The sequence below is a fragment of the Pseudomonas sp. PB105 genome (genome assembly GCF_009764655.1).
Lineage (GTDB): Bacteria > Pseudomonadota > Gammaproteobacteria > Pseudomonadales > Pseudomonadaceae > Aquipseudomonas > Aquipseudomonas cyclaminis.
The window spans coordinates 1-25,198 of the sequence record NZ_RWIO01000061.1 but is presented as its reverse complement, the minus strand read 5'-3'; the positions used below and the strand labels follow the sequence as shown (position 1 = coordinate 25,198).

Here is a 25,198-nt window from a genome sequence, read left to right as displayed (position 1 = left end):
TGTGGTAGCCGGATAGCGCCGCCCACGCCGACAATTTTCTCGGCTGCGCCAATCAGCGTCTAAGCTTCAATCAAGTCCGATCAATCTGCCGGGATGGATCAATCGACTATGGGCGCTTTATGGCAAACCGATTCGACCAAGGCTGCGGCTCCCGCCGACAGCCTGGATGAACAGCCATTGCCACGACGCCCCCGCAAGCCGTTGTATCGGTGGCGAATGGTGTGGCTGCTGCTGGTAATCGCGCTGATCGCTGCGGGTTACGCCGCCCAGCGCGAAATGCGCACGTCGCATTGGCAGGCGCAGCAACTGAGTCACCTGGCCGCGACGCTCGGCTACACGCTGGAGCCCGGCCCCAGCGATGCCATGGTCTATCCCGGTGAAGGCCCCTTCGACAAACGCCTGGGCTACAGCGACCTGGATGAATTCCTGCCGCGCCTGCTCAAGCGCAATTACCTGATTGATCGTCAGGCGCGGTTCTCAGCGCCGTTGATGGCGTACACCGAGCGGGGCCTGTTCGTGCCCTATGCCGAGAAAATCCAGGCGGGCCTGTCGATCAGCGACTGCCGAGCCGAGCCGCTGTACCGCTTCACCTATCCACACCAGTCGTATCAGGACTTCGCCGCGATCCCGCCGGTGGTGGTCAACAGCCTGCTGTTCATCGAAAACCGCGACCTGCTCGACCCGGCGCAACCTGAAGCCAACCCGGCGGTGGACTGGCCGCGTTTCGCCAAGGCAGCCTGGTCACAAGTGGCCAAGCTGCTGCATTTGCCGGGGCAGACGGCGGGCGGCAGCACCCTGGCCACCCAGTTGGAAAAATACCGCCACTCGCCCGACGGCCTGACGTTGTCCGGCGGCGAGAAACTGCGCCAGATGTTTTCCGCCAGCGTGCGCGCGTATCAGAACGGCCCGCAGACCTTGCAGGCACGCCAGAACATTGTGCGCGACTACCTCAACAGCGTGCCGTTGTCCGCCGTGCCCGGCCACGGCGAAGTACATGGCATGGCCGAAGGCCTGCGGGTGTGGTACGGCGCCGACTTCAACCGCACCAACGCGCTGCTCGCCGACAACTCCGCGCAACACCTCGCGCAAAAAGGTGTGGCGCTGCGCGAGGTGTTGTCGTTGATGATCGCCCAGCGTCGGCCTTCCCATTACCTGTCCAAAGGCCACGCCGAACTGGAAACCCTGACCGACAGCCATATCCGCCTGCTGACGCAGAACAACGTCATCGAACCGGCCTTGGCGGACGCCGCCCTGGCCAGCCGGGTGAGTTATCGCGACTGGCAGCAACAGCCGACGCTGCAACCGATTGAAACCAACAAAGGCATCAGCGTCGCCCGCAGTCGCCTGGCCGCCCTGCTCAACCGCCCGCTGTACGACCTGGACCGCCTTGACCTGACCGCCACCACGACCTTGCAGGACGATCTGCAAAACCAGGCCACGGCCTACCTCAAGCACCTGGCAGATCCCGCCTTCGCCGGCCAAATCGGCCTGCTCGGCCCGCGCCTGCTGACGCCCGCCAGCACCGCGCAAGTGCGCTACAGCTTCACCCTCTATGAGATGACCGCCGACGGCGCACGGGTACGGGTACAAACTGACAACACCGACCAACCCTTCGACATCAACGAAGGCAGCAAGCTGGAACTGGGCTCCACCGCCAAGCTGCGGGTGCTGACCACCTACCTGCAAATCATCAGCGAGCTGCACGACCGTTATGCCGACCAGACCCCCGCCGCACTGAAAACCGTCAGCGTCGACGAGCAGGATCGCCTGTCGCGCTGGGCCGTGGATTACCTGGCGCAAAACAGCGACCGCAGCCTGCCGAAGATGCTCGATGCGGCGCTCAACCGGCAGTATTCGGCCAGCCCCGGCGAGCGCTTTTTTACCGGCGGCGGCCTGCACCACTTCAATAACTTTCGCAACGAAGACAACGGGCGCAACCCCACCTTGCGTGAGGCCCTGCGTGAGTCGATCAACCTGCCGTTCATTCGCCTGATGCGTGACCTGGTGCGCTACAGCACCTATCAAGGCCCCAACAACAGCGCCGAGCTGCTCAAGGATGACAACGACCCGCGTCGCCAGGAATACCTGGCCCAGTTCGCCGACCGCGAGGGCACCACCTTCCTGCTGCGGTTCTGGAAGCGCTACCGCAACAAAGACACCCAGGCCCGGCTCGACACCTTCCTCGACAGCATGCACCCCACCGCCATGCGCCTGGCGGCGGTGCACCGTTATCTGCTGCCCCAGGCCAACCAGGACAGTTTCAACCGATTCGTGCGCGCGCATCTGCCCACCAAAGCCCCGAAAAAACTCACCGACGAACGCCTGGCCAAGCTCTACAAGGATTACGGCCCCGGCGCCTACGACCTGCCGGACCAAGGCTATATCGCCAAGGTCCATCCATTGGACCTGTGGCTGCTCGGGTACCTGCTCAACCACCCCGACGCCACCTTCACCCAGGCCGTCGCTGCCAGTGAACACGAGCGTCAGGAAGTCTACGGTTGGCTGTTCAAAAGCCGCCACAAAAGCGCCCGGGACAGCCGCATCCGCACCATGCTGGAGATCGAAGCCTTCCTCGACATTCATCAACGCTGGCAAGCCGTCGGCTATCCCTTCGACCACTTGGTACCGTCCCTGGCCACCGCCATTGGCAGTTCGGGCGACAGGCCCGCAGCCCTGGCGGAATTGGTGGGAATCATCCTCAACGATGGCGTGCGCCAACCGACCGTGCGTATCGACAGCCTGCATTTCGCCGCTGGCACGCCTTATGACACCCGCCTGGTGAACAACCCCGACAAGGGCAAACGGGTGATGCCCAGTGAAGTCGCCAGCGCCTTGCGCTCGGCCTTGTCCCAAGTGGTGGACGACGGCACCGCCAAACGCGTGGCCGGCAGTTTCAAACTGGCGGACGGCACGCCGCTGGTCATGGGCGGCAAGACCGGCACCGGTGACAACCGCATAGAAGCCATCGGTGCCGGCGGGCGCCTGCTCAGTTCCAAATCGATCAACCGCACCGCCACCTTCGTGTTCTACATCGGCGAGCAGCACTTCGGCACGCTGACCGCGTTTGTGCCGGGCAGTTCGGCGCAACAGTTCACCTTCACCTCCGCACTGCCCGTACAGGTCCTCAAGGGCATGGCCCCCTGGCTGACACCTTATCTGCAACCCGGTGGGCAGACCTTGTGCCAAGTATCCACGACACAATAAACGTCACAGTAGCCGAGCAAGCCCGCTCACCACAGGGTTCTGTGTCAGCCTTTAAGCGTTGTTTAATTACGGCGCCAGGAAATCGAACACCAGATGCACCGTGCCGTAATAATCCCCGCCCCGGTAGCCGCCTTCGGGCTTGATCGCGGCGATGTCCAATTCGGCACGGCGCCCTACGCGGGCGTCATCGGCATTGACCACTTCAGTGGCGTCCAGGGTCAAGGGCACCCGGTTGAACAGCACTTGCATGTCGATGCGGTTGCGCCCATTGAACAGGTAAGGCTCAGCCCCCAAGCGGGCTGCAACGCCGCCGTTGATATTTTTCACGTCGAAGTTCTTGCGCAGGCGACTGAGTTCAGCGGTCACCAGGTTCCAGGCGAGTAATTGGTCCTGGCCCATCCAGTCGGGCTCCGATGGCAGTACATAAGCCTCGTGGACCGGGATCGTCACCGACACATCAAAGGAATGGCGCTCCTGAATCGCTCCGGCATGTGTGCCAACCACCGTCAAGGCGGCCAGCACAGCAAGTCTTGTCAGTTGCTTGAACATCATGATCACCCGTTACGTTTTTCGAACTTCAGCGGTTTTTTGCCCTGCCCTTCAACCAATACAAAGTTGTAGCGCCGGCCCGGTTTTTTCTCGAATTTCAGCTGGCGTCCCGGCAGGATGTGGTGCTTGGTAGTCGGCACGCAGTCGGTGGCATTGCTCGCCGAACAGTCATGAAACTCGTCCAGCACCACCACACTGTTACCGGCGTTGCGCAGTCGGTACTCATCCGGGGTTTCATTGATCTGGGTATCGAAGCGGGTGTCCTTGGGGCGCACGAAAAACACCGTGCCGTAGCCGGTCATCACGTTGATCCCGGCAGCCAGGTCATCCTTGTATTCGGCCTGTTCCTCAGAGCTGATCCCGAAGTTGTCGTCTTTTTCCGGCACCACGGGGATAAAGCGCAGGCGGAAATAGCGCTCCTTGTCCCGCGCGCCCATGTACAACAGCCGTGTGCCCTGGCGCCCGTTCACCGGCACGATCAAGCGCGCCGGGCTGGCCATCAGGCCATCGCGGTTGGTGGTCACGCCTTTATCGTCCACCTGCGAACCAACCGGTACTTCTTTAGAGGTGCCGTCCTCGCTGTAGACAATCTCCAGCACATTGACCTTGACGAACGCGGTGCTGGTGCCGCCGTTGAACACACGCTTGAGGTATGAGCTGCGCTCACCCTCCAGGTAGTCGTACACCACCCCGACATTGATCTGCGGCCCGGCATGGGCCGTGAGCGACAACAGGCACAACCCGATCCATAACACTGCACGCTTCATGTTTACTTCACCTCATTGATTGAATGCGGCGGGCCTGGCCCGCCGTTGTTGCGGGGCCGACCTAAATTTGTGAATCCCACATCACGGTCGCTACACCTGAGTAGGTACTGCCCGGCTGCTTGAGCATTTCGCCCATATCGTCACGCAACACTTCAAAGTGCAGGGTGCCGGGCCGGTCGTTGACGTAGAACAGCGGCTGGAACAGTTCGGTACCGCTGCCATCCAGGCGCAGCGGGCGCCTGCGCACCGCCTGGTCGCCCTGGCCGTCGATGCCGCCGGGCAGGGTCACGGCCACCTGCACCGGCACTTCATCACCAGTGCCGTTGCGCAAGCCGCAGGTGTTGCCCATGACAATCGAGCACTCCAACTGCATCTTGAAACGCGAACTGGCGGCGATCCTGAAGGTTTGATCGCGGTACAACCGTGCCGGTGTGCGGCCGCGATTGAGCCAGGCTTGCCAACCACCTTCGGGGATCAGTTCGATGCGATTGCCGCCGGGCGGGATGTCGACCCTGAGGGAGTGCTCGACACTCAAGGCAAAGTTGAACGTAATAGCGTTCTGCACGGGAATGACCACATCGCCAAAATCAAAGTCCGCGCGGGGGCCCATCGAATAGGTGAGGCTTCCTCGGTACAGCCCCGAAGACATACCCAATGGGTTAGGGGTCTTGATTTCGTAGGCGTACTCCATCTGTGCAAGGTTTATATAAGAAAGATCCTGCGCAGTTTTTCGGCTGCACGCTCCCGCACCTTCGGGCACCAGCCAAAAATAGGCAGCAGCATTAGTGCTGGCCACCAGGAAGCCGGTACTTACACATGGGCTCGGAGCGTTCGTCCATACTGGCTGCCATGCCTGACCCGGCGGCGCCCAGGCGTTGACTCCTGGAGGACGTGGAACGTCCCATGGCGTACCGATACCGGCCATACGCATCTGGACTGTTTCGGTCTCACCGGTCATGACATGTGTGACCTGTAAGTCCCGCCAGTCGGATGGCACCTTCACCATAAACCCTTGCCGCTCATCCTCATGATTGGCCAAAACCGGCGCAATCGTTCTCGCCCGGAACTCAGGCGCCCTGAGACTGAAAATATTCAATTGCTTGCAGCGGGAGGGCATATGGTTTGCGCAGACCGTGCTCAGAGGCGTGGTGTTTTCGAATTTGTTCTGCATCGGGTTAGCTGGATCCGGCCTGAATACCGCCGTGATTTCCCGGGTGATACCGACCGCTGATGTGCTGAACAACAGCGCTGCGCCGATGACCCCCAATTGCTTGATCCCTGTGTTGCTGCGTTTCATCGTGAGTTGTCTCGTCATTGATTGATCGTGGCCGCTCTAGACCTGCGAATCCCAAATCACGGTCACCACACCTGAGTAGGTACTGCCCGGCCGATTGAGCATTTCGCCCATATCGTCACGCAACACTTCAAAGTGCAGGGTGCCGGGCCGGTCGTTGACGTAGAACAGCGGCTGGAACAGTTCGGTACCGCTGCCATCCAGGCGCAGCGGGCGTCTGCGCACCGCCTGGTCGCCCTGGCCATCGATGCCGCCGGGCAGGGTCACGGCCACCTGCACCGGCACTTCATCGCCGGTGCCGTTGCGCAAGCCACAGGTGTTGCCCATAACAATCGAGCACTCCAACTGCATCTTGAAACGCGAACTGGCGGCAATCTTGAAGGTTTGGTCGCGGTACAACCGGGCCGGTCTGCGGCCGCGATTGAGCCAGGCTTGCCAACCGCCTTCGGGGATCAGTTCGATGCGGTTGCCGCCGGGCGGGATGTCGACTTTGAGGGCGTGTTCCACGCTCAGGACAAAGTTGAGGGCTACCGTGTCGATACTCGGGATCAGCGCATCCCCCATATCAAAGTCCATCCCCCGCCCAATGGAGTAAGACAGCGAGCCACGGTACTCACCGGCGCGCATGCTCAACGGGTTGGGGGTACGCAGTTCATATACATAGTCAATGCCACTCCAACGGAAGTAAGGAATCGTCAGCGACGGCGTTCTTGCACAAGCCCCGCCCCCCTCGGGCATCAACCAGAAAAACTGGGCAAAAGAAGCACCCGCCGCCAGGAAATTGGTACTCATGCAGGGGGCAGGTGCCGATTGCCACATCGATTGCCAGCTAGCCCCAGGCCGTGCCCAGGCACTCACCCCGGGTGGATAAGAAAGGTTCCAACTGCCACCGATACCGGCAATGCGTATCTGGACGACTTCCGTCTCACCTGTGCTGTGGCGCACCTCCACATCCCGCCAATCTGAAGGTAGGGTGAGCATGAACCCCTGCCGCGGGTTTTCATGATTAGCTTCAATCGCCTGTTTCGTAACGAACGAAAGTTCTGGAAGCCTCAGGCTGAAAATACCCAATGCCTTGCAACGTGCAGGCATGAAGGAGACGCAGACACCCGCTTGGGGCGTTTTATTCTCAAAGCGGTTGACCATCGGGTTAGACGGATCCGGGACAAACGTCGCCCGAACCTCCTGAACCGCAGCCTGCGCCGACAAACTGAACACCAGCGCCGCGCCCATCGCCCCGATCTGTGTGATCACTGTATTGATGCGTTTCATCGTGAGTTGTCTCGTCATGGCACTCAACCGGCGGTCTGCGCGCTGAGTGTGTTTTCAGCCAGGGTGTCCGGCGTGCAACGCAGGTCGCCGATCATCAACACGTCGTTTGCATTGGCGGTGGTGGCCGGGTCCAGGCGGAACTGACACAGCAGTTGGTTCTGGTAGCGCACTTCCAGCGTCGGCGCGCTGGCGCTCATTTCCATCGAGAAGAACCCGTCCGCTTCGCTCACGCCACGGCTGGCGTGGTTGATCACGTGGTGGCCTCTAAGCGGCTGCCCCTGGGCATCGAGCAGGCGCCCGAGCACGCTGACGGTTTTCATCACGGTGATTTTTCGGTAGTCCACCCCGCCTTTGTTCAGGTGGTACGTGGCGCGCGCCGGCTGGATGTTGGCGGCCGGTGGATGGTTGCCTTCAAAGTCGAAGTTCACGGTGCTGCTCTTGTAGGCCGACACCGGCACAAAGTTGCGCCCAGGCCGCAGGATCGCGCCGCCGCCACTGAAGTCATCGGCGCGCAGGGCAATGCTGTCCAGGTCGGTCTCGACGTCGATGATCATGCCCGCGCCGTTGCTCTGGTATTGGCTGGTCAGCAGCATCTTGTCGGCGCCGGCAACGAAGGTGCTGTTCAGGTTCAGGCCGCCGCTGATATCACCGTTGAACGAGCTGCGCTGGACAAAGCCATCGCCGCTGACCACATCGGTGTCGAAGCTGGCCATGCCGGACAGCCCCACCCCGTAGGTGTCGGTGATCGCCGTGGCCGAGACGCTTTGCAGTACATGACCGTTGAGGTCCTGGCGGTAGGTGACCGAGGCGTTGTTATCGCGCCCCCCTTCACGGGCGGTACGGCTGCCGATGCTGCCGGAGATTTGCCGCCCATCGCTGCCCAGGGCCAGGCTCAGGCTCAGGTCGACGCCGCGATTGCGCTCGTTACCGGTGCCGGCGCTGGCGGGACGGTCGAACACCGAAAGCCGCCAGTTGGCGTCGCTGCCCATCAAGGTATCGCGACGGCTCCAGCCCAAGTCCACGCCTGCGCCCTCGGTATTGCCTTCGCTGTGGGACAGGCGCACGTTCCATGAGTTTTTTGTGTCGACATGGTGGTTCACCGAGAGCGCCGAATTGCTGGTTTGCCCCACGAAGGTATTGCGCCGCAGGCGGGTGCCGTCCGGCAGGGTTTCGTAGGTGTCGCGGGTATCGAGCCAACTGCGGTTGTGGCTGAACACCAGGTTGGTGGCGCCGAAGCTATAGAGCCCTTGCAGGTCCATGCCGGTGCCGTGTTCGCGGGTCTGGTAGACGTTGGCGTAGAGACTGGTATTGCTGGCTACTGTCCAGTCCGCCGAGCCGCCATATTGCAATTGCTCGCGCACTTCACGGGCCGACAGACCGAGAATTACCCGTGGATGCACCAGGTAGTTGACGGAGGCGCCGGCGGTGATCGCGCCACTGGCCTGTTCGTCCCAGTTGCTGAACAACTTGGTTTCACGCCCGGCGAACACGTTGTAGCGCCAGCGATCATCAGCGTTGCGCCAGTTACTGGGCTTGTACACCAGCTCCTGGGTGGTGCTGACGGTCAGGCCGTCTTCCACCAGGCGCACCTCCACTTCATAGATGCCACCGGGCAAGGGGCGCGTGTCCAACGTCTGCAAGCCGGCCGACACCGCCTGAGTGTTGATCAGCAGGCCATTGCGGTAAATCTCCACGGCGGCCTGGCGGTTGGCGGTGACGTAGATCGGGTACACGCTGGGTTTGCCGCTGTTGATGGACAGGCTGTCAGAGCTGCCATACATGACGCCCAGCGCCGTGTCGGGGCTGGCGCCAAAGCTGCGCAACTGCCGCGTCAGGCCATCGGAATTGGGGGTGAAATGCCCCAGGCGCAAAAACTGGCCTTCCAGTTCACGCTGGGTATACAGCTCATGGATCGCGTGGCGCAGTTGCTCTTCGTCGCCACTCTGGCGCGCCAGTTGCAGGTTGAACACCTGGGTCCAGTTACCCAGGCTGGCGCTGGCCTGCAAGCCATAACGTCCGCCCAGGTCTTCGTCCTGGCCGCCGTTGAGGTTGAGCTGATTATTGATGATCAGGCCCCGGCTGCCGCCTTCGGGCTGCTGGTAGTAACGCGGCGCATCACCGGTGCGTTCGACGTTTTGGGTGATGATCGACAACTGCGAGCTTTCCAGGCCGTAGTGCATCGACACCAACTGCTGCGGGCACGATTGGGTACACGCACCCAGGGGCAGGCCCTTTTCCAGCAAGCCTTGCCAGGTATCACGGGTAGCGGCGGGCACCTTGCTGTCGCCCGACTCAGTGAACTCAAGCAGCGTCACGCGCTCATCGCGGGACAGGACAATCAGCGCCTCTCCCAGCAATTGCTGATCAAGATCGACCCGCACAGCCAGTGGCACATCAAAGAAATGGTCGACAAACCCCGCCGGCAAACCCTGGGACTGGGTGAGCAAGTTGGCGGGCGTCACGGCGATGGGTGTCGGCGCAGCCAAGGCACTCGTACAAATCACTAGCGCAAGCGCAACCGCGATGGGCGTCATCGGGAACATGAAAGCAATACTCTGAGAGCCAAGAGACAAAGTGATAAACAGGCCGGACTCCCGGTGGACAGAAGCCCGGCCTGAGCGCCAATGCCCGAGAGCGCAAGGCTCATCGGGCACTTACGCCATCAGGGAGCAGGCGTTGGCAGTACGGCGTCGAACACCAGCGCCACGGCGGAGGTGTAGGCACCGCGCTGGGTCTCCGTAGGCTTGGCGGCCGCGATGCGCAGTTGAGCCCCGACGCCTGGGGTCGAATCAGCCTCGTTCACCACTTCTTTTGGCGTGCCATCCAGCTCCACGCCGTGCAGGGTGGTAGTCAGCGGGATGTTTTGTGCAGGGGTACCGTTGAACAACACCGCCGGGCCACCTTCGATATAAGCGTGGACCGAGCCGTTGGTGTTCTTCAGGTCGTAGATGGCGGTCAACGGTGCCAGCTCACCACTCACCAGGTTGTAGCTCATGGTTTCGTCCCGACCAAAGTTGGGATCACGTGGCTGAGCATGGAACACGGTGGTCGGGATGTTGGCCTTGATGTTGACGGTGTGGTTGGCCTCGCCGGCTGCGAATGCAACCGACGAACTCAGTGCCAGAACGGCCAGGGGGGCAGCAATCACAAACTTCTTGAACATGGTGGATACCTGTTTCTTGGGTATTGGATTAACCACCACAAGTTGAACTTGACGTTAACAAACAAAATCAACCTGCAATGAGAGTCATGACTGCCCGCAAGTGGTCAGCACAACACCCAGGTATGATCCACCGATTTCAATTTCAAATATGCCAGCAACTTCCCATAAACACGTAGCCCTTACACTACGCGGTTTGCGTGAATTTTATGGCAATTTGCCAAAACTTTAAAAGTATCCGTAAGATTTGTACTACACAACTACCCGACACTAAAACAACTTGAATAGCCTGTAAGAACAGTACCACAAAGATAATAAAAACCCGCCAAGCCCTGCATAAAAAACTAGAGCAGCAACTCTAATCAATAGTTATAGCGCAAAAGGTAAAAGTTGCACTGCACTTGCCCCATGCACCTAGGCGAATGACCGTTGGTCGCCCAGGCATACCCAAACCATAAGATATATCTTACGTTATGTCTAAACCTGCAAAGAGAGCGCACAGAAATGAGAGACCCTCATCACCACCGAGACCACGGTGACAGCCACGACGGCTTCGAAAAACGCCCCGGCCGTGAACGCGGCGGGCGTGGCCCCCGCGTCTTCGCACCGGGCGACCTGAAACTGCTGCTGCCGGCGCTGATTGCCGACCAGCCTTGCCACGGCTACGACCTGATCCGCCAGATCGAAGCCCTGTTCGACGGCGCCTACAGCCCCAGCCCTGGAGTGATCTACCCCACCCTGACCTTTCTTGAAGAAAGCGAATTGATCACGGGCGACGCCGAGGGCGGAAAAAAACGCTACACAATCACCGACGCCGGTCGTCTCTTCATCAGCGAACAGGCGATTGCCCTTGAGGGTATCCGCATGCGCATGGATGTGAGCAAACGCTCGCTGCGCGGCCATGACCGCCCGCCGCAAATCCATGAGGCGGTGCATAACCTGCGCCACGCTCTGCATTCGCACCACGGGCGCTGGAGCCCGGAAGAAATCCAGCGTGTCGCCGCGTTGCTCAACAGCACCGCCCAAGCCATTGCCGACGGGAAAGCCCAATGAATACGCAAGTCATCCATCGCGTTAGCCACGAAATCAAATTACGCCGCCTCGACGTACTGCGCGTGGTCGACATCACGCCGCGCATGCGCCGCGTCACCGTGGGCGGGCCGGAGCTGGCAGGCTTTATCAGCCTGGGCAGTGACGATCACATCAAGCTGCTGTTCCCGCAGACCGCCGCCGAACGGGATGCCCTGGAAAGCCCGACGTTCAGCCTCAAGGGCGACGGCCCGCAACCACCCATGCGCGACTACACGCCGCGCCGCTATGACCTGGACATTGGCGAACTGGACATCGACTTCGTGCTGCACGGTGATGGCCCTGCGTCGACCTGGGCCGCACAAGCCGCAGTCGGTCAGCGCCTGTACATCGGCGGGCCGCGCGGTTCGATGATCGTGCCGGATATCTTCGACAGCTACCTGCTGATCGGCGACGAAACCGCGCTGCCGGCCATCGGTCGCCGCCTGGAAGAACTGCCGGCGGGGCGCAAGGTCTTGGCGGTGATCGAGATCGAAAATGCTGAGGAGCAGCAAACGCTGCGCAGTGCTGCCGATGTGGACGTGATATGGGTGGTGCGCGGCCAGGACAACCTGCTGGAAGTGGTGCAGAACCTGACGCTGCCCGGTGGCACGCTGTACAGCTTTGTCGCCACCGAAACCAAGCTGTCGCGCCAGGTGCGCCGGGTGCTGCTGGACACCCACAAGGTCAATGAAGAGTTCCTCAAGGCCGTCGGTTACTGGCGCGCCGAAGGCAGTGAAGAAGATTGAATCAAGTAGGGGGCTTGATGACTTTATCCAGCCCCACCACTGCCAGCGCAATCGCCACAAACCCCGCCAGAATCCCTCCGGCATTCACGAACACCTGTGGATAACCGAGGGTGCCGACGTCAATGAACGGGTACTGATACTGCCCGAGCAAATCCCCGCGCAGCAGCGCATAAGCGAAATACACCAGCGGGTACAGCACCCAGGCGCCGATATGCTTGAAGCGCAACGTACCCTTGGGCACACACCGCCACCAGTAGATAAAAAACAGCACCGGCATCACGTCGTGGAGCAGTTCGTCGGCGATGAACTGAAAGCCTTCGGGCTGCCATAAATGCCGCAGCAACAGGCTGTACGCCAACCCCACCACCAGGATGCTCACAGCGATCCCACTGCTGATCGCCGGCCTGAGAAAAAACCGCTTCGCCGCTGAATCCGGTTGGACCAGGGCATAACTCAATACCACCACCGCCAAGGTGTTGGTGAGCACCGTGAAGAAACTGAAAAAGTTGATCAGCCCGCCCAGCAGGCTGGCGCCGGCTTCCCAGCGCGAATAGAAAATCAGGTACTGCTGAGTCGCCAACCCCATCCAACCGGCCAGTGCCGCTGCCGCTATAAACCGCTTCATGGGTTCAATCCAGCGGGCGTTTGGTGCGCATCAGCTTGACGTACAACCCTTCGACTTTTTCCCGCGCCCACGGCGTTTTGCGCAGGAACGTCAGGCTCGACTTGATGCTCGGGTCGCTCTTGAAACACCGCACATCAATGCGCTCGGCCAGGCCTTCCCATTCGTAGTGTTCCACCAGGGTAGTGAGGACGTGCTGCAGGGTGACGCCGTGAAGGGGGTCGTTGCTTGTCGCGGTCATGCCGGGCCTATGAAAAAAGTAATCACGAAGGCGCACACCTTATCACCCCGCCCACCCACTGATAAAAAGTTCCCGTGGAACACGAAAAAGAGATGTTATATTGTAACTATAACTTTCAAATCTTTTCGTCGTTTTGCCAAGGAATGTCCGATGTCCCTCTCTTCCCTGTGGCGCTTGACCCCGCTTGCCGCCGCCCTGCTGATCTGCTCCGAAGCCCACGCCCTGGAACTGCAACCCCAAGTCATCACCGGCAACCCGCTGGGCAGCGAGCAGCTCGCCTCACCGACCACCGTGCTGGAAGGCGACGACCTGACCCTGCAACAAAAAGGCAGCCTTGGCGAAACCCTGAACAAGCAGCCGGGCGTGTCGTCTTCGTACTTTGGCCCAGGCGCCAGCCGGCCGATCATTCGTGGCCAGGACGGCGACCGCATTCGCATCCTGCGCAACGGCGTGGGCGCGCTGGATGCCTCGTCGCTGTCTTATGACCATGCGGTGCCGCTGGACCCGGTCAACGTCGAACGCATTGAAATCGTGCGTGGCCCGGCCGCGTTGCTATATGGCGGCAGCGCCATCGGCGGCGTGGTCAACACCTTCGACAACCGCATCCCCACCGAGGCCATCGAAGGCATTCACGGTGCCGGTGAATTGCGCTACGGCGGCGCCGACACCACCCGCAGCAGCGCGGGCAAACTGGAAGCCGGCAACGGTACGTTTGCCTTGCACCTGGATGCCAATGCGCGGGAATTCAACGACCTGAAAATCCCAGGCCAGGCCCGCAGCCGCCACGCACCGGACAGCGAAGACGGCCCCGGCAAGAACGGGCGCCTGGGCAACAGCGACGGGCGCCAGGACGGCGGCGCGGTGGGCGGTTCCTACACCTGGGATGACGGTTATGCCGGGCTGTCCTACAGCAGCTACGACAGTAACTACGGCTCGCCTGCCGAACAGGCAGTGCGCATCCGCATGAAGCAGGATCACTACGCCTTTGCGTCCGAGATCCGCAACCTGCAAGGCCCGTTCACCTCGGTGAAACTCGACGCGGGCTACACCGACTACGAGCACCGCGAAATCGAAGGCGGCGAAACCGGCACGATCTTCAAGAACAAGGGCTACGAAGCCCGCGTGGAAGCGCGTCACCAGCCCATCGGCCCGTTCGACGGCGTGGTGGGCGCCCAGGTGACCCGCAACGAATTCTCGGCCCTCGGTGAAGAAGCCTTCGTGCCGCAGACCGACACCAACGCCGGCGCGCTGTTTATCCTTGAAGAAATGCAGGCCACCGAGCGCCTCAAGCTCAGCCTCGGCGGGCGCCTGGAACACACCAGCGTCGACCCGGACGCCAAGGGCAACGCACGTTTTGCCGGTGCCGACACATCCAACGACTTCACCGCCGGCAGCCTGTCGTCGGGCGCGGTGTATACGCTGACGCCGATCTGGTCCCTGGCCGCGACCCTGGGCTACACCGAGCGCGCGCCGACCTTCTACGAGCTGTATGCCAACGGCGCCCACGTCGCCACTGGCACCTATGAACTGGGCGACGCCAACCTGAAGAAAGAAAAAGCCGTGTCCAGCGACCTGGCCCTGCGCTTTGACAATGGCACCCACAAAGGCAGCTTCGGCGTGTTCTACAGCCGCTTCTCCAATTACATCGGCCTGCTGGGCACCGGTCGTACGCTGAACGATGACGGTGAAGAAGACGCGGGTGGCATTCCCGAGTACGAATATTCCGGCGTGCGTGCACGCTTCGCCGGCTTTGAGGCACAGGATCACATCAAGCTCGGCGAAGGCGCCTACGGCAAATTCGCCCTGGAGTTGTCGGGCGACTACACCCGCGCCACCAACCTGGATACCGGCGAAGCCTTGCCGCGCATTGCGCCGCTGCGCTTGAACAGCGGCCTGCTGTGGGAACTTGACCGCTGGCAGGCGCGCATCGACGTGGAACACGCAGCGGGCCAGGGCCGAGTACCGGATAACGAAAGCGGCACCGATGGCTACACCACTTTGGGCGCGAGCGCGGGTTACCACTTCAACATGGGCGGCAGCCAGTGGCTGGCATTTGTGAACGGTGAAAACCTGACCAACCAGACCGTGCGCTATGCCAGCTCGATCCTGCGCGATGTGGCGCCCGCCCCGGGCAGGAGCGTGCAAGTGGGCCTGCGCACCAGCTTCTAAAAACACTGGAAATCTCCTGTGGGAGGAGGCATGCCCCCTCCCACATTCATTTTTTGCAGCGACACTTCGTCACTGTTACCAAATCTGAAATGATGCATCTTGCGATTCAGGCTTTCTCTAAACGCCTCCGCGCTTTATCCTTCGCAACAATCTGAAACGTTTCACCTCCCGGTCGACCCCATCTTGCTGAATATTCCTAGCCATCAAGACAGCGCTGTCTTACACCGAGCTGCGCCCAAGGATAAATCGCCGGCCTGTGGATAACCCTCCCGATCCTCAGAAAAACCGAATTAACGCTGAACCAAGCCTGTGCCGAATCGTCATCTACAGTGAGTGAAGCACGGGGTTACACAATTATTCCAACGTCACGGAGAAACACACTATGAGCACTGATGGTGCTTCAAGCCCAAGCCGCCTGCTGCCCAGGTTGCTAGGCGTCTTGCTGCTGATCATGGGCCTGGCCCTGCTGGCCGGCGGTATCAAGCTGACAATGCTCGGCGGGTCGCTGTACTACCTGCTGGCCGGTATCGGCATCGCCCTCACCGGCGTCCTGCTGCTGGCGAGCCGCCGTGCGGCGCTGGGTCTGTACGCGCTGGTGCTGTTCGCCAGTACCGTGTGGGCATTGTGGGAAGTCGGCCTGGACTGGTGGCAGTTGGTGCCACGCCTGGCGCTGCTGTTCGCCCTGGGCATCGTCATGTTGCTGCCGTGGTTTCGTCGTCCGTTGCTGCGTGGCCAACCAGCCCCGCTGGGCACTGGCTCGCTGAGCGTGGCCGTGGTGTTGGCCGGCGCTGCCGCCCTCGCCAGCCAGTTCACCAACCCTGGTGAAATCAAAGGCCAACTGGACCGCGACGCGGTGCCGGGCATGGCCAATGCTGCGCCGTCCCAGGCTGATGGCGACTGGAATTCCTACGGTCGCTCGTCCTTCGGTGACCGTTACTCGCCGCTGGCGCAGATCACCCCGGAGAATGCCCACAAACTGGTGCCGGCGTGGACCTACCGCACCGGCGACATCCCTGGCCCGAACGATCCAGGCGAGACCACCGCGGAAAACACCCCGCTGAAAGTCAACGGCATGCTCTACGTGTGCACCCCGCACAGCCAAGTGATTGCCCTGGACCCGGACACCGGCAAGGAAATCTGGCGTTTCGATCCGAAGATCAGCAGCCAGGGCGCTGAGAACTTCAAGGGTTGGGCGCACATGACCTGCCGTGGCGTGTCGTATCACGATGACGCCGCCTACGCGTCCGAGCAGAGCCCGACCGGCAGCGCCAGCCCGGCCGCCGCGCCGAATGCCTGCCCTAAACGCATCTTCGTGCCGACCGCCGACACCCGCCTGATCGCCCTGAACGCCGACACCGGCAAGATGTGCGAAGACTTCGGCGACAAAGGCCAGGTCGACCTGCGTGCCAATATCGGCAGCTTCGCCCCAGGCGGTTACTACTCCACCTCGCCACCGGCCGTGACCAAGAACCTGGTTGTGATCGGCGGTCACGTGACCGATAACGTCTCCACCGACGAGCCAAGCGGCGTGATCCGCGCGTTCGACGTGCACACCGGCAAGCTGGTGTGGAACTGGGACAGCGGCAACCCGGACGACACCACCCCGTTGGCCGAAGGCAAGACCTACACCCGCAACTCGCCGAACATGTGGTCCATGTTCGCCGTGGATGAAAAACTCGGCATGCTCTACCTGCCGATGGGCAACCAGATGCCCGACCAATACGGCGGCGACCGTACCGACGATTCCGAGAAATATTCCGCCGGCCTGACCGCCCTGGACATCGACAGCGGCCACGTGAAGTGGACCTTCCAGTTCACTCACCATGACCTCTGGGACATGGACGTGGGCGGGCAGCCGTCGCTGATCGACATCAAGACCGACGCCGGCGTGAAGCAGGCCGTCATGGCATCGACCAAGCAAGGCAGCATCTACGTGCTGGACCGTGCAACCGGCCAACCGGTGGTGCCGGTCCATGAAGTGGCCGTGCCGCAAGGCGCAGTCGCGGGCGACCGTACCTCCCCTACCCAGCCGAAGTCCGAGCTGAACTTCATGCCGCCGCCGCTCAAAGAGCGCGACATGTGGGGCGTGACGCCGTTCGACCAACTGCTGTGCCGCATCGATTTCAAATCCCTGCGCTACGACGGCGCGTTCACCCCGCCATCGCTGCAAGGCTCGATCGTTTACCCAGGTAACTTCGGCGTGTTCGACTGGGGTGGTATTTCCGTCGACCCGGTACGCCAGATCGCCTTCGTGAACCCTAGCTACATGGCGTTCAAGTCCAAGCTGATCCCAGCCGCCGACATCGCCAAGCAAGGCCCTCGCGTCAGCGAAACCGAAGGCGTACAGCCGAACAAAGGCGCGCCGTACGGTGTGATCCTCGAAGCCATGCTGTCGCCAATGGGCCTGCCGTGCCAGGCACCGGCGTGGGGTTATGTGGCGGCGGTCGACCTGACCACCCACAAAACCATCTGGATGCACAAGAACGGCACCGTGCGTGACAGCTCGCCGGTTCCGATCCCGCTGAGCATGGGCGTGCCTAGCCTGGGCGGCACCTTCACCACTGCCGGTGGCGTGTCCTTCCTGAGCGGCACCCTCGACCAGTACCTGCGTGCCTACGACGTGAAAAACGGCAAGCAACTGTGGGAAGGCCGCCTGCCAGCCGGCGCGCAAACCACACCGATGACCTACACCGGCAAGGACGGCAAGCAGTACGTGCTGGTCGTGGCGGGTGGTCATGGTTCCCTGGGTACCAAGCAGGGTGACTATGTGATGGCGTTTAAACTGCCGGATTAAGCTTTATCGGCGGTAAAAAAAGGCGGCTACCCTAAACAGGTAGCCGCCTTTTTCATAAACAACACAGATCAATATGTGGTGTTCAGGTGACTAGTGCTCGATCACTTCCCCACGCATCACCGCCAACCGGGCAATCAACCGATTCTGCACCGGCACCGCAATGCCTTCGCTGTCCATCGCCTTGATCAAGTCCTCCACCAGCGCATTGAAGTCACTGCGGCTCACGTTCTGGCCCTTGTGACTCTCGGCCATGCTGTCGCCGGTGTAGGTGCACGGCCCGCCGGCTTCGACGCAGAACTGTTCGATCAATTTGTTGCGCAGGCGCTGGATATCGACGCGCCGGAAACGTTCGACGATGCGCTCATCCCGGGCGATGTTGAGCAGCATGCCTTCGACAATCCGGGTGATGCCGGGCATGGCGCCAAGGTCGCGGTACAGGCTGTCGTCCTTGGGCGGTTGCTGGGCGCAGGCGCTGAGCAGCAGCACCAGGGCGATCGGTAGGAAACGCATCAGAAACTCCCTTGCACCGACAGGTAGGTGCCGTTCTGGTTATCCAAGGTGGCGATCTCCCCAAGCCGGGCATAGGCCAGCACAAACGACAGATGCTTGGTGGGAAAGTAGCCGACAAACACATCGGCCCAGTCGCTTTCGCCTGCGAACGACAGGTTGTCGGGTTTCTCGCGGTACTCCACGCCCACCGCCCAACGCGGGTTGAACAGCAGCGCCACCGAACTTTCCTTGAGCAGGCTGCGACTGTCACGGCGGTCGCCGCCAAAGCCTAGCAGACCGGTTTCGTTGGCGCGGCTGTAGCGCAGGCTGCCGTTGACGAGCACGTTGTAGCCGAACGCGGCGCCCATGAACAAACGGCTCGCGGCCAGGTAGCCTTCCACGTCGCTGTCGCGCCTGGCACCGACCAGGCTGGGGATGTCGAAGTTGGTCTGGTGCTTGTATTCCAGGCCGAGGGACACCTGCGGCAAATGGTCGTAAATCACATCACCGAACAGGCGCACCTTTACGCCGAGCACATCCTGACCAAGATTGTCTTCCGGCAGATTGAGCTTGTGCACCAGGCTGCCAAGGTCAAAGCGCTGGCGGGCGAAAGACACTTCGACGCGGTTGTCATAGGCCAGCGCCAGCCCCGCCACGTCCAGCCGATAGTCCGGCAGGTTGACCGTGGTGGCGAACGCCGTCGCGCCCCATTCGTGCTGTTCACCGTAGCCGGCCAGTACCGCCCACGGCGTGATACCGCCGCCCGCCGTGCCCTCGATGCTGCTGGCACCGCCGGTGGCGATCAGGCGGCCGTTATCGGCCAGGGTGGTGTGCACAGTCAGGGCGGCCAGGCAGCCGATCAATAGAGAAAGACGCACGTCAGCCACTCAGTGAACAAGGGAAGTTTGCGCACTGAGGGGCAACGCCACCCAGGCTTCGAAAGCGTCGGCGCTCAAGGGCCGGCTGATCAGGTAACCCTGGGCCGTGTCGCACTGCCAGCGCTCCAGAAGACGCAGACTGTGGGCGTATTCAACGCCCTCGGCGACCACTTTGAGGCCCAGGTTGTGGCTCATCTCGATGGTGGAACGCACGATCACCGCGTCCTCACTGGTTTCATCGAGGTTACGGACAAAGGATTGGTCGATCTTCAACTCTTGCACCGGCAGGCGCTTGAGGTGAGCCAGCGACGAATAGCCGGTGCCGAAGTCATCCACCGACAGACTGATGCCGCAATCACGCAGCAGATGCAGGACTTTCAGCGCTTTTTCCGGCTCACGCATCACTGCGCTTTCGGTGATTTCGAACACCAGTTGCTCCGCCGGCAAACCATAGCGACGCAGCAACGCCGAGACGCGGTGGGCCAGCTCATCGCCGAGTAAATCGTCCGCCGAGATGTTCAGCGACAACTGCAGGTACAGGCCACGGCGGTTCCATTCACACAGCTGACGAATGCCCTCTTCGATCACCCAGTGGGTCAGCAGTTGAATGCTGCCGGAACGTTCGGCCAGGGGAATGAATTCCGCCGGCGAGACCGTGCCGAACTGCGGATGCTGCCAGCGCAACAGGGCTTCAGCCTGACGTACGGTGCCCTGGCGAATGTCCAGCTTGGGCTGGTAATGCAGCAGCAACTGGCCCTGGTTAGGCGCGTGGCGCAGGTCGCGGATCAGGGTGATCTGGCGACGGTGCGCCAGGTCACGGCCGTGCTCGTAGATTTGCAGGCGACCGGGCATTTGCGCGGCGTCTTTCATGGCGATGGCGGCACGCTCAAGCAGGGTGTGCGGGCTTTCACCGTCGGCCGGGAATGCCGCGATACCCAGGCGACAGTCCAGCGCCAAGTCATGGCCGTTGATGCGCTGGGGGCGCAGCAACAGTTGTTGGAGTTTGTCGGCCATGCCCACTGCCTCGTCGCTGCCGGCGCCTTCGAGCAATAGCAGAAACTCGTCGGCGATCAGGTGCGCCAGGGTATCGCCAGGGCGCAGTACCGCCTCCAGGCGACGGCAGACGGCCAGCAGCAATTGGTCCACTGCATCCGGCCCGGCGGTTTCGCTGGCGGCGCGCAGGTTGTCGATGCCCAGGTAGATCAAGGCGACCGGTCGATTCAACGCAATGGCACTGCCCAGGCGCTCCATGGCCAGTGCGCGGTTCGGCAGGCCGGTGAGGCGATCATGCAGGGCATTGTGGGCAAGCTGCTGTTCGCGCTCGGCGATGCCGCTTTGCATGGAGTTGACCGCACTGGCGAGCAAACCCAGCTCGTCGCTGCGGGCCAGGGCCACGGGCGTCTGGTAATCGCCCTGACCAATACGCTCGGCCGCCAGCGCCAATGCCTGTACCGGACGCGACACGCTACGCGCCAGCAGCAAGGCACCCATCAGCGACGCCAGTAACGCGACCAACGCAATGACCAGGATCTTTTCATCCAACGGCACAAAGGCTTGCATCGCCGCGTCCAGCGGGCTTTGCAGCAAGGCCAGGACTTTGCCGTTTTCATCACTGGCCAACACCAGCGACTGGCTGAGGAAGCTCTGTTCCAGGTGATCGGTGGTGGACACGCCTCGGCGCGTGGAATCGCCCTGCATCAGTGCCTGGATGCTCTCGTGTAGCGCTTGGGGTTGGGTAGTAACCAACTCGCCAGGCTGGTCTTTCTCGATCGCCAGGAACGACACTTCCAGGTTGCTCAACGAACGCAATTCACCGGCGAACGCGCCGTCCATGCTGAAGCCCATCACCACCCGCGCAATCGGCAGCGGCGCCAGCACCGAGGCTTCCACCAGCAGGTGCGGCTTGCCTTGCAGCGGCACGATCAGCATGGCCTGGCGATTGCGCCGGGCTTCGCGCAGCGATTGGTCATAGGTGAAGGTCGAGCCTTCGGGCACTTCGCTCAGAGTACTGGCCAGGACTTTGCCGTCCATGCCCAGCAGGATCATGTCACTGGCGTTGATGCGCTTGCCGTGATTGAGCAGCACCGAGCGCATCGTCGCCGAGTCGCCGCTGGCCACGGCATCGCGAAAACCGAAGTCGGCCGCGAGCAGTTGCACGCCGTCGGCGAGGCGCCGACCGCGTACGTCCAGCAAGCGTTCGAAGACCCGCGCCCCCACATCCAGCTGGGCCAGCGCCTGGCTGCGCACCGCTGAGCTGGTGGCTGCCTTGACGCTGAAATACAGCGCACCGATCACCACCAGCAACAGCAGGATCAGGACGCTGGCGACCCGCGCCTGGAAACTACTGCGCAGTTTCACGGGCAGCTCGATTGAAGGCATCGCCAAAGGCGCTTGGCGTGGGCGGAAGGTCTTCGGACGCGGGCTCCAGGGCCAGCACTACGTTGTGGCTCAGGCCTGCGGCGGGCACGTGCAAGGTGCCGCCGTCCAACGGCTGCATATCCTTCAGTTGCGGGTGCCACAGGGTGGCGTGGTAATCACCGGGTGCCAGCTGCTCCAGGCGTACCTGGCCCTGGGCGTTGCTGACGCCAAAGTGCGGGTCGTCGGTGACGTAGATGTAGCCGAGCATCCAGTCATGAATATTGCAGCCGAGCACCACCACGCCGGGTTTGTCGAACAGCAACGGCTCGGCGGGCGTGCCTTCGTACAGGCGCAATTCGAAACGTTTGGCCGTAGAAAAGGAATACACCTGATGCCGGATGTTATCGCTATTGGGGAAACGCACCTGGGTGCCGGTATGGACCGCCAGCACATGGGGGGCGAAGCGCTGGCCACGTTGGTCCATATTGGCCGTGAGCACGCCGGCCGATGCGGCGGGCGGGCCTTGCAGTGTGACTATCGCATCCGCCACCGGGCTGCCATCTGCCTGCTTGAACGACAGGTCCAGCGTGGCCGCCGAGGCAGAGCCCGCCAGCATCAGCATCAGGGAGATCGAAGGAAAAGTTCGGGCCATGGTCGATCCGCAAAAAATGGAAAATGAGCGGCCAGCCTTGGCACAGCGATGTGCGGTCATGATGCCGCAATCAAGGCATAATGCCATCACTCAATAGCGCTGGATACTTGACCGTTGGTCGGTAAATAACTGTGCAAACGGTCAAGCCTTGTAAAGCCTATCGGCCTGGACCGTAGAAACTGTAGCAGCGGGTCATCAGACCTGCGCGTGCTCGCGGCGCATCCACCTCTCGAACGCCATGGCATTCAGTGGCCGGCTGATGAGGTAGCCCTGGGCCGTGTCGCAGTTCCACTGTTTGAGCAGCTTGAGACTCGGCTCGAACTCCACGCCTTCGGCCACCACCTTAAGCCCCAGGTTGTGGCTCATTTCGATGGTGGAGCGCACGATCACACCATCGCCCGTGGCGCTGTCGAGGTTGCGCACGAACGACTGGTCGATCTTCAACTCCTGCACCGGCAGACGCTGTAATTGCGCCAGCGACGAATAGCCGGTGCCGAAGTCATCCACCGACAGGCTGATGCCACAGTCGCGCAGTTGCTCCAGCACGCTGAGGGCCTGCTGCGGGTTGTGCATGATCGCGCTTTCGGTGATCTCGAAAATCAGTTGCTGGGCAGGCACGTTGTAGCGCGTCAGCAAAGTGGTGACACGGACCGCCAGTTCATCATCGGCCAGGTCGTCCACCGAAATATTCACCGACAGTTGGATAGGCAGTCCGCGCTGCGCCCATTCGCCGATCTGGCGGATCGCTTCTTCAATCACCCACTGGGTCAGGCCGCCCATGCTGCCGGTGCGTTCGGCCAGGGGGATGAATTCGGCGGGCGACACCAGCCCCAGCGTCGGGTGCTGCCAGCGCAGCAAGGCTTCGGCCTGGCGTACCTGGCCGTGCAGCAGGTCGAGCTTGGGCTGGTAGCACAGGTACAACTGACCTTCGACGACCGCACGACGCAGGTCGCGGATCAGACTGATCTGGCGTTGGTGTGCAAGGTCGCGGTCCTGTTGGTAGACCTGCAGATAGCCGGGCAGCGTCGCTGCATCGTGGCGCGCAATCGCGGCGCGGCTGATCAACTCTTCCACGTGCTGGCCGTCGGCGGGGTACGCGGCGATGCCGATACTGACCTCGTGGCGCACTTCGTGACTGCCGATGCGCTGGGGTTCGGTGAGCAGCGCGTAGAGGCGGTCGGCGCGGGCCACGGCGCGGTCGATCTCGGTGTTTTCCAGGAGCAACAGGAATTCGCTGCCGGTGATGCGTGCAGCCGTGTCGCTGGCCAACAGGCTCATGGACAGACACCGGCTGGCTTCGCGCATCATCTCTTCCACGCCTTGCGGGCCGAAGCCTTCGTTGATGACGCGGTAGTTCTCGATGCCCAGGTACAGCAACACCACCGGCCGCCGCGCACTGATCGCACTGCCCAGGCGCTCCATTGCCAGGGCGCGATTGGGCAGGCCGGTCAGTGGGTCGTGGAGGGCGTTATGGGCCAGTTGCCGTTCGCGCACGGCGATGCCGCTTTGCATCGCATTGAATGCACGGGCCAACAGGCCGAATTCATCGTGGCTGCGCACCCGCACCGGCGTGCGGTAGTCACCCGCGCCGATGCGCCCGGCCGCCTCCACCAGCGCGTTGAGCGGGCGCGACACCCGCCGCGCCAGGAACAACGCGCCGGCCAACGACACCAGCAGCACCGCCAGGGCAATCCCGAGGAACTGCCGATCCAGTGGCGCAAAGGATTCCAGTGCGTGGTCCAGCGGGCTTTGCAGCAGTACGCGCACGTCGTCGCCGTCACCGGAGTTGGCGAGCGGCAACACTCGGCTGAGCACGCGCTGACCGTAAAACAACTGGATCTGCGCCTGCGGGTTCAGCGGCGCATCGTGCAGCAGGCTGAGGATGGCGGCCTGATAAGCCTCAGGCTGGGTGCTGAACAAGGGACCAGGCTTGCCGCCCTGCACGCTGAGGAACGAGACCTCCAGGTTGCTCATGGAGCGCAGTTCATTGGCAAACAGTTGGTCCATGGGAAAGCCCATGACGATGCGGGCGATGGGCAATGGATCGAGTACTTGATCCTGCACCAGCAAGTAAGGTCGCCCGTCCAGGGCCACAATCAGCATTTGCAGGCCGTTGCGCCGTGCCTGGCGCAAGGCGTTGTCATAGGGAAAAAGCTGCCCGCGCGTAAGGATGGGCAAGGTGCTGACCACGACCTTGCCCTCCGGGCCCAGTACAAACACTTCGCTGGAGCGGATGCCAGTGCCATGCCGACGCAGCGCGGCCAAAATCGGCACCGTCTTGCCTTCGGCCACGGCCTGCTTGAACGGGCCGTCGGCGGTGAGCCAACCGAGGCCGTATTGCAGGCGACGCCCGCGCAGGTCCAGCAGGCGTTCAAACACCTGGGTTCCGGTTTTCAATTGGACCTGTGCCTGGTTCTCCACGGCGCGGGTGGTGGCGGCCTTGACGGCGAAATAGGTGGCGGCGACCACCACCAGCAGCAGCAACGCCAGCACCCCGGCGATACGGGTTTGGAACGTATGGCGCCACGTCATGGCGGTGCCCTCTGGCAGTGTTCGCCGCTTTCTGCCACTCCGTCGTTGTGTCATGTGCATTCCTTGCGACAGCTGACCCGGCGTCAAAAAAACATCTATTTGGAGTGAGTATTTGGTTTGAGGAGATTAGCTGGGAGTTGGAGGGAGTGCATCCAATAAAATCGGGGAGTTGGGTGGCGGTTTATTGGCGACCCTTGGGTTGATTGTGGGCATATCCGTTATTTGGGGGATGGCGGATATTGGTTCCGCCCTTACGGCGGGTCACTTTGGAAAAGCCCCAAAGTAACCAAAGGGCTCTTGCCCCAACACTCGGCACCTCGCCTAGGCTCGGTGTGCCCTCACTCCGGCTTGAATCCGTGGGCCGCCGCGATGGGCCATCCTTGGCCCAGCGCGGCTAACC

Annotated in this window: 18 protein-coding genes; 5 read left to right on the top strand and 13 right to left on the bottom strand. The window is 61.8% G+C overall.

All coding sequences use genetic code 11. The features are described from left to right. Positions 1-108: 108 nt before the first annotated feature. Positions 109-3,204 carry a transglycosylase domain-containing protein gene (locus tag EJD88_RS15905; protein WP_158878431.1) on the top strand — a complete coding sequence of 1,032 codons (3,096 nt, stop codon included), beginning with the start codon at positions 109-111 and terminating at the stop codon, positions 3,202-3,204. A 66-nt stretch (positions 3,205-3,270) separates the two neighbouring features. Here the strand turns inward: EJD88_RS15905 and EJD88_RS15900 are convergent, their stop codons facing one another. The 6 genes from EJD88_RS15900 to EJD88_RS15875 all read right to left on the bottom strand — a co-directional run bounded on the left by EJD88_RS15900 (position 3,271) and on the right by EJD88_RS15875 (position 10,249). Then, positions 3,271-3,753, bottom strand: coding sequence for a CS1 type fimbrial major subunit (locus EJD88_RS15900; RefSeq protein WP_158878430.1), 483 nt, complete (start codon positions 3,751-3,753; stop codon positions 3,271-3,273). A 5-nt stretch (positions 3,754-3,758) separates the two neighbouring features. Beyond that, positions 3,759-4,520 (bottom strand): pilus assembly protein, encoded by a 762-nt coding sequence (locus EJD88_RS15895; protein ID WP_099583523.1) that lies wholly within the window; start codon positions 4,518-4,520, stop codon positions 3,759-3,761. A 61-nt stretch (positions 4,521-4,581) separates the two neighbouring features. Next, positions 4,582-5,817: a hypothetical protein gene (locus EJD88_RS15890; RefSeq protein ID WP_158878429.1), complete on the bottom strand. Its 1,236-nt coding sequence runs from the start codon at positions 5,815-5,817 to the stop codon at positions 4,582-4,584. 36 nt (positions 5,818-5,853) lie between these two features. Then, on the bottom strand, positions 5,854-6,606 hold the full coding sequence (locus tag EJD88_RS27385; RefSeq protein ID WP_305982273.1) for a hypothetical protein: 753 nt from the start codon (positions 6,604-6,606) through the stop codon (positions 5,854-5,856). 503 nt (positions 6,607-7,109) lie between these two features. After that, positions 7,110-9,629, bottom strand: coding sequence for a CS1-pili formation C-terminal domain-containing protein (locus tag EJD88_RS15880; protein ID WP_158878428.1), 2,520 nt, complete (start codon positions 9,627-9,629; stop codon positions 7,110-7,112). A gap of 119 nt (positions 9,630-9,748) precedes the next feature. Then, the gene (locus EJD88_RS15875) at positions 9,749-10,249 is read right to left on the bottom strand and encodes a CS1 type fimbrial major subunit (RefSeq protein WP_099583527.1); all 501 of its coding nucleotides are present in this window, start codon (positions 10,247-10,249) and stop codon (positions 9,749-9,751) included. Positions 10,250-10,750: 501 nt separating this feature from the next. On the opposite strand from EJD88_RS15875, the gene EJD88_RS15870 reads away from it, so the two are divergent. Both EJD88_RS15870 and EJD88_RS15865 read left to right on the top strand, forming a co-directional pair. Continuing rightward, complete coding sequence (locus EJD88_RS15870) at positions 10,751-11,299, top strand: PadR family transcriptional regulator (protein WP_112193654.1); 549 nt, start codon at positions 10,751-10,753, stop codon at positions 11,297-11,299. Further along, positions 11,296-12,063 (top strand): siderophore-interacting protein, encoded by a 768-nt coding sequence (locus tag EJD88_RS15865; RefSeq protein ID WP_158878427.1) that lies wholly within the window; start codon positions 11,296-11,298, stop codon positions 12,061-12,063. The genes EJD88_RS15870 and EJD88_RS15865 overlap by 4 nt, the downstream gene beginning before the upstream one ends. 1 nt (position 12,064) lies before the next feature. Here EJD88_RS15865 and EJD88_RS15860 read toward each other — a convergent pair whose 3' ends face one another. Beyond that, entirely contained in the window at positions 12,065-12,688 is a 624-nt protein-coding gene (locus tag EJD88_RS15860) for a Pr6Pr family membrane protein (protein ID WP_158878426.1), read from the bottom strand. Positions 12,689-12,692: 4 nt separating this feature from the next. Next, a complete protein-coding gene (locus tag EJD88_RS15855; protein ID WP_016977534.1) occupies positions 12,693-12,926 on the bottom strand; it encodes a VF530 family DNA-binding protein in 234 nt (77 codons plus the stop codon). 150 nt (positions 12,927-13,076) lie between these two features. On the opposite strand from EJD88_RS15855, the gene EJD88_RS15850 reads away from it, so the two are divergent. Next, positions 13,077-15,095, top strand: coding sequence for a TonB-dependent receptor (locus EJD88_RS15850; protein WP_099583531.1), 2,019 nt, complete (start codon positions 13,077-13,079; stop codon positions 15,093-15,095). A 382-nt stretch (positions 15,096-15,477) separates the two neighbouring features. After that, positions 15,478-17,889, top strand: a complete 2,412-nt coding sequence (locus EJD88_RS15845; protein WP_158878425.1) for a glucose/quinate/shikimate family membrane-bound PQQ-dependent dehydrogenase — start codon at positions 15,478-15,480, stop codon at positions 17,887-17,889. 90 nt (positions 17,890-17,979) lie between these two features. Here the strand turns inward: EJD88_RS15845 and EJD88_RS15840 are convergent, their stop codons facing one another. The 5 genes from EJD88_RS15840 to EJD88_RS15820 all read right to left on the bottom strand — a co-directional run bounded on the left by EJD88_RS15840 (position 17,980) and on the right by EJD88_RS15820 (position 24,798). Beyond that, on the bottom strand, positions 17,980-18,399 hold the full coding sequence (locus tag EJD88_RS15840) for a group 1 truncated hemoglobin (protein ID WP_099583533.1): 420 nt from the start codon (positions 18,397-18,399) through the stop codon (positions 17,980-17,982). Next, positions 18,399-19,256, bottom strand: a complete 858-nt coding sequence (locus tag EJD88_RS15835; protein WP_158878424.1) for a DUF3034 family protein — start codon at positions 19,254-19,256, stop codon at positions 18,399-18,401. The genes EJD88_RS15840 and EJD88_RS15835 overlap by 1 nt, the downstream gene beginning before the upstream one ends. A gap of 9 nt (positions 19,257-19,265) precedes the next feature. Beyond that, positions 19,266-21,614, bottom strand: a complete 2,349-nt coding sequence (locus EJD88_RS15830) for an EAL domain-containing protein (RefSeq protein WP_158878423.1) — start codon at positions 21,612-21,614, stop codon at positions 19,266-19,268. Next, on the bottom strand, positions 21,598-22,266 hold the full coding sequence (locus EJD88_RS15825; protein ID WP_158878422.1) for a methylamine utilization protein: 669 nt from the start codon (positions 22,264-22,266) through the stop codon (positions 21,598-21,600). The genes EJD88_RS15830 and EJD88_RS15825 overlap by 17 nt, the downstream gene beginning before the upstream one ends. Positions 22,267-22,461: 195 nt before the next feature. Continuing rightward, positions 22,462-24,798: a bifunctional diguanylate cyclase/phosphodiesterase gene (locus EJD88_RS15820; protein ID WP_158878421.1), complete on the bottom strand. Its 2,337-nt coding sequence runs from the start codon at positions 24,796-24,798 to the stop codon at positions 22,462-22,464. Between the last annotated feature and the right edge of the window lie 400 nt (positions 24,799-25,198).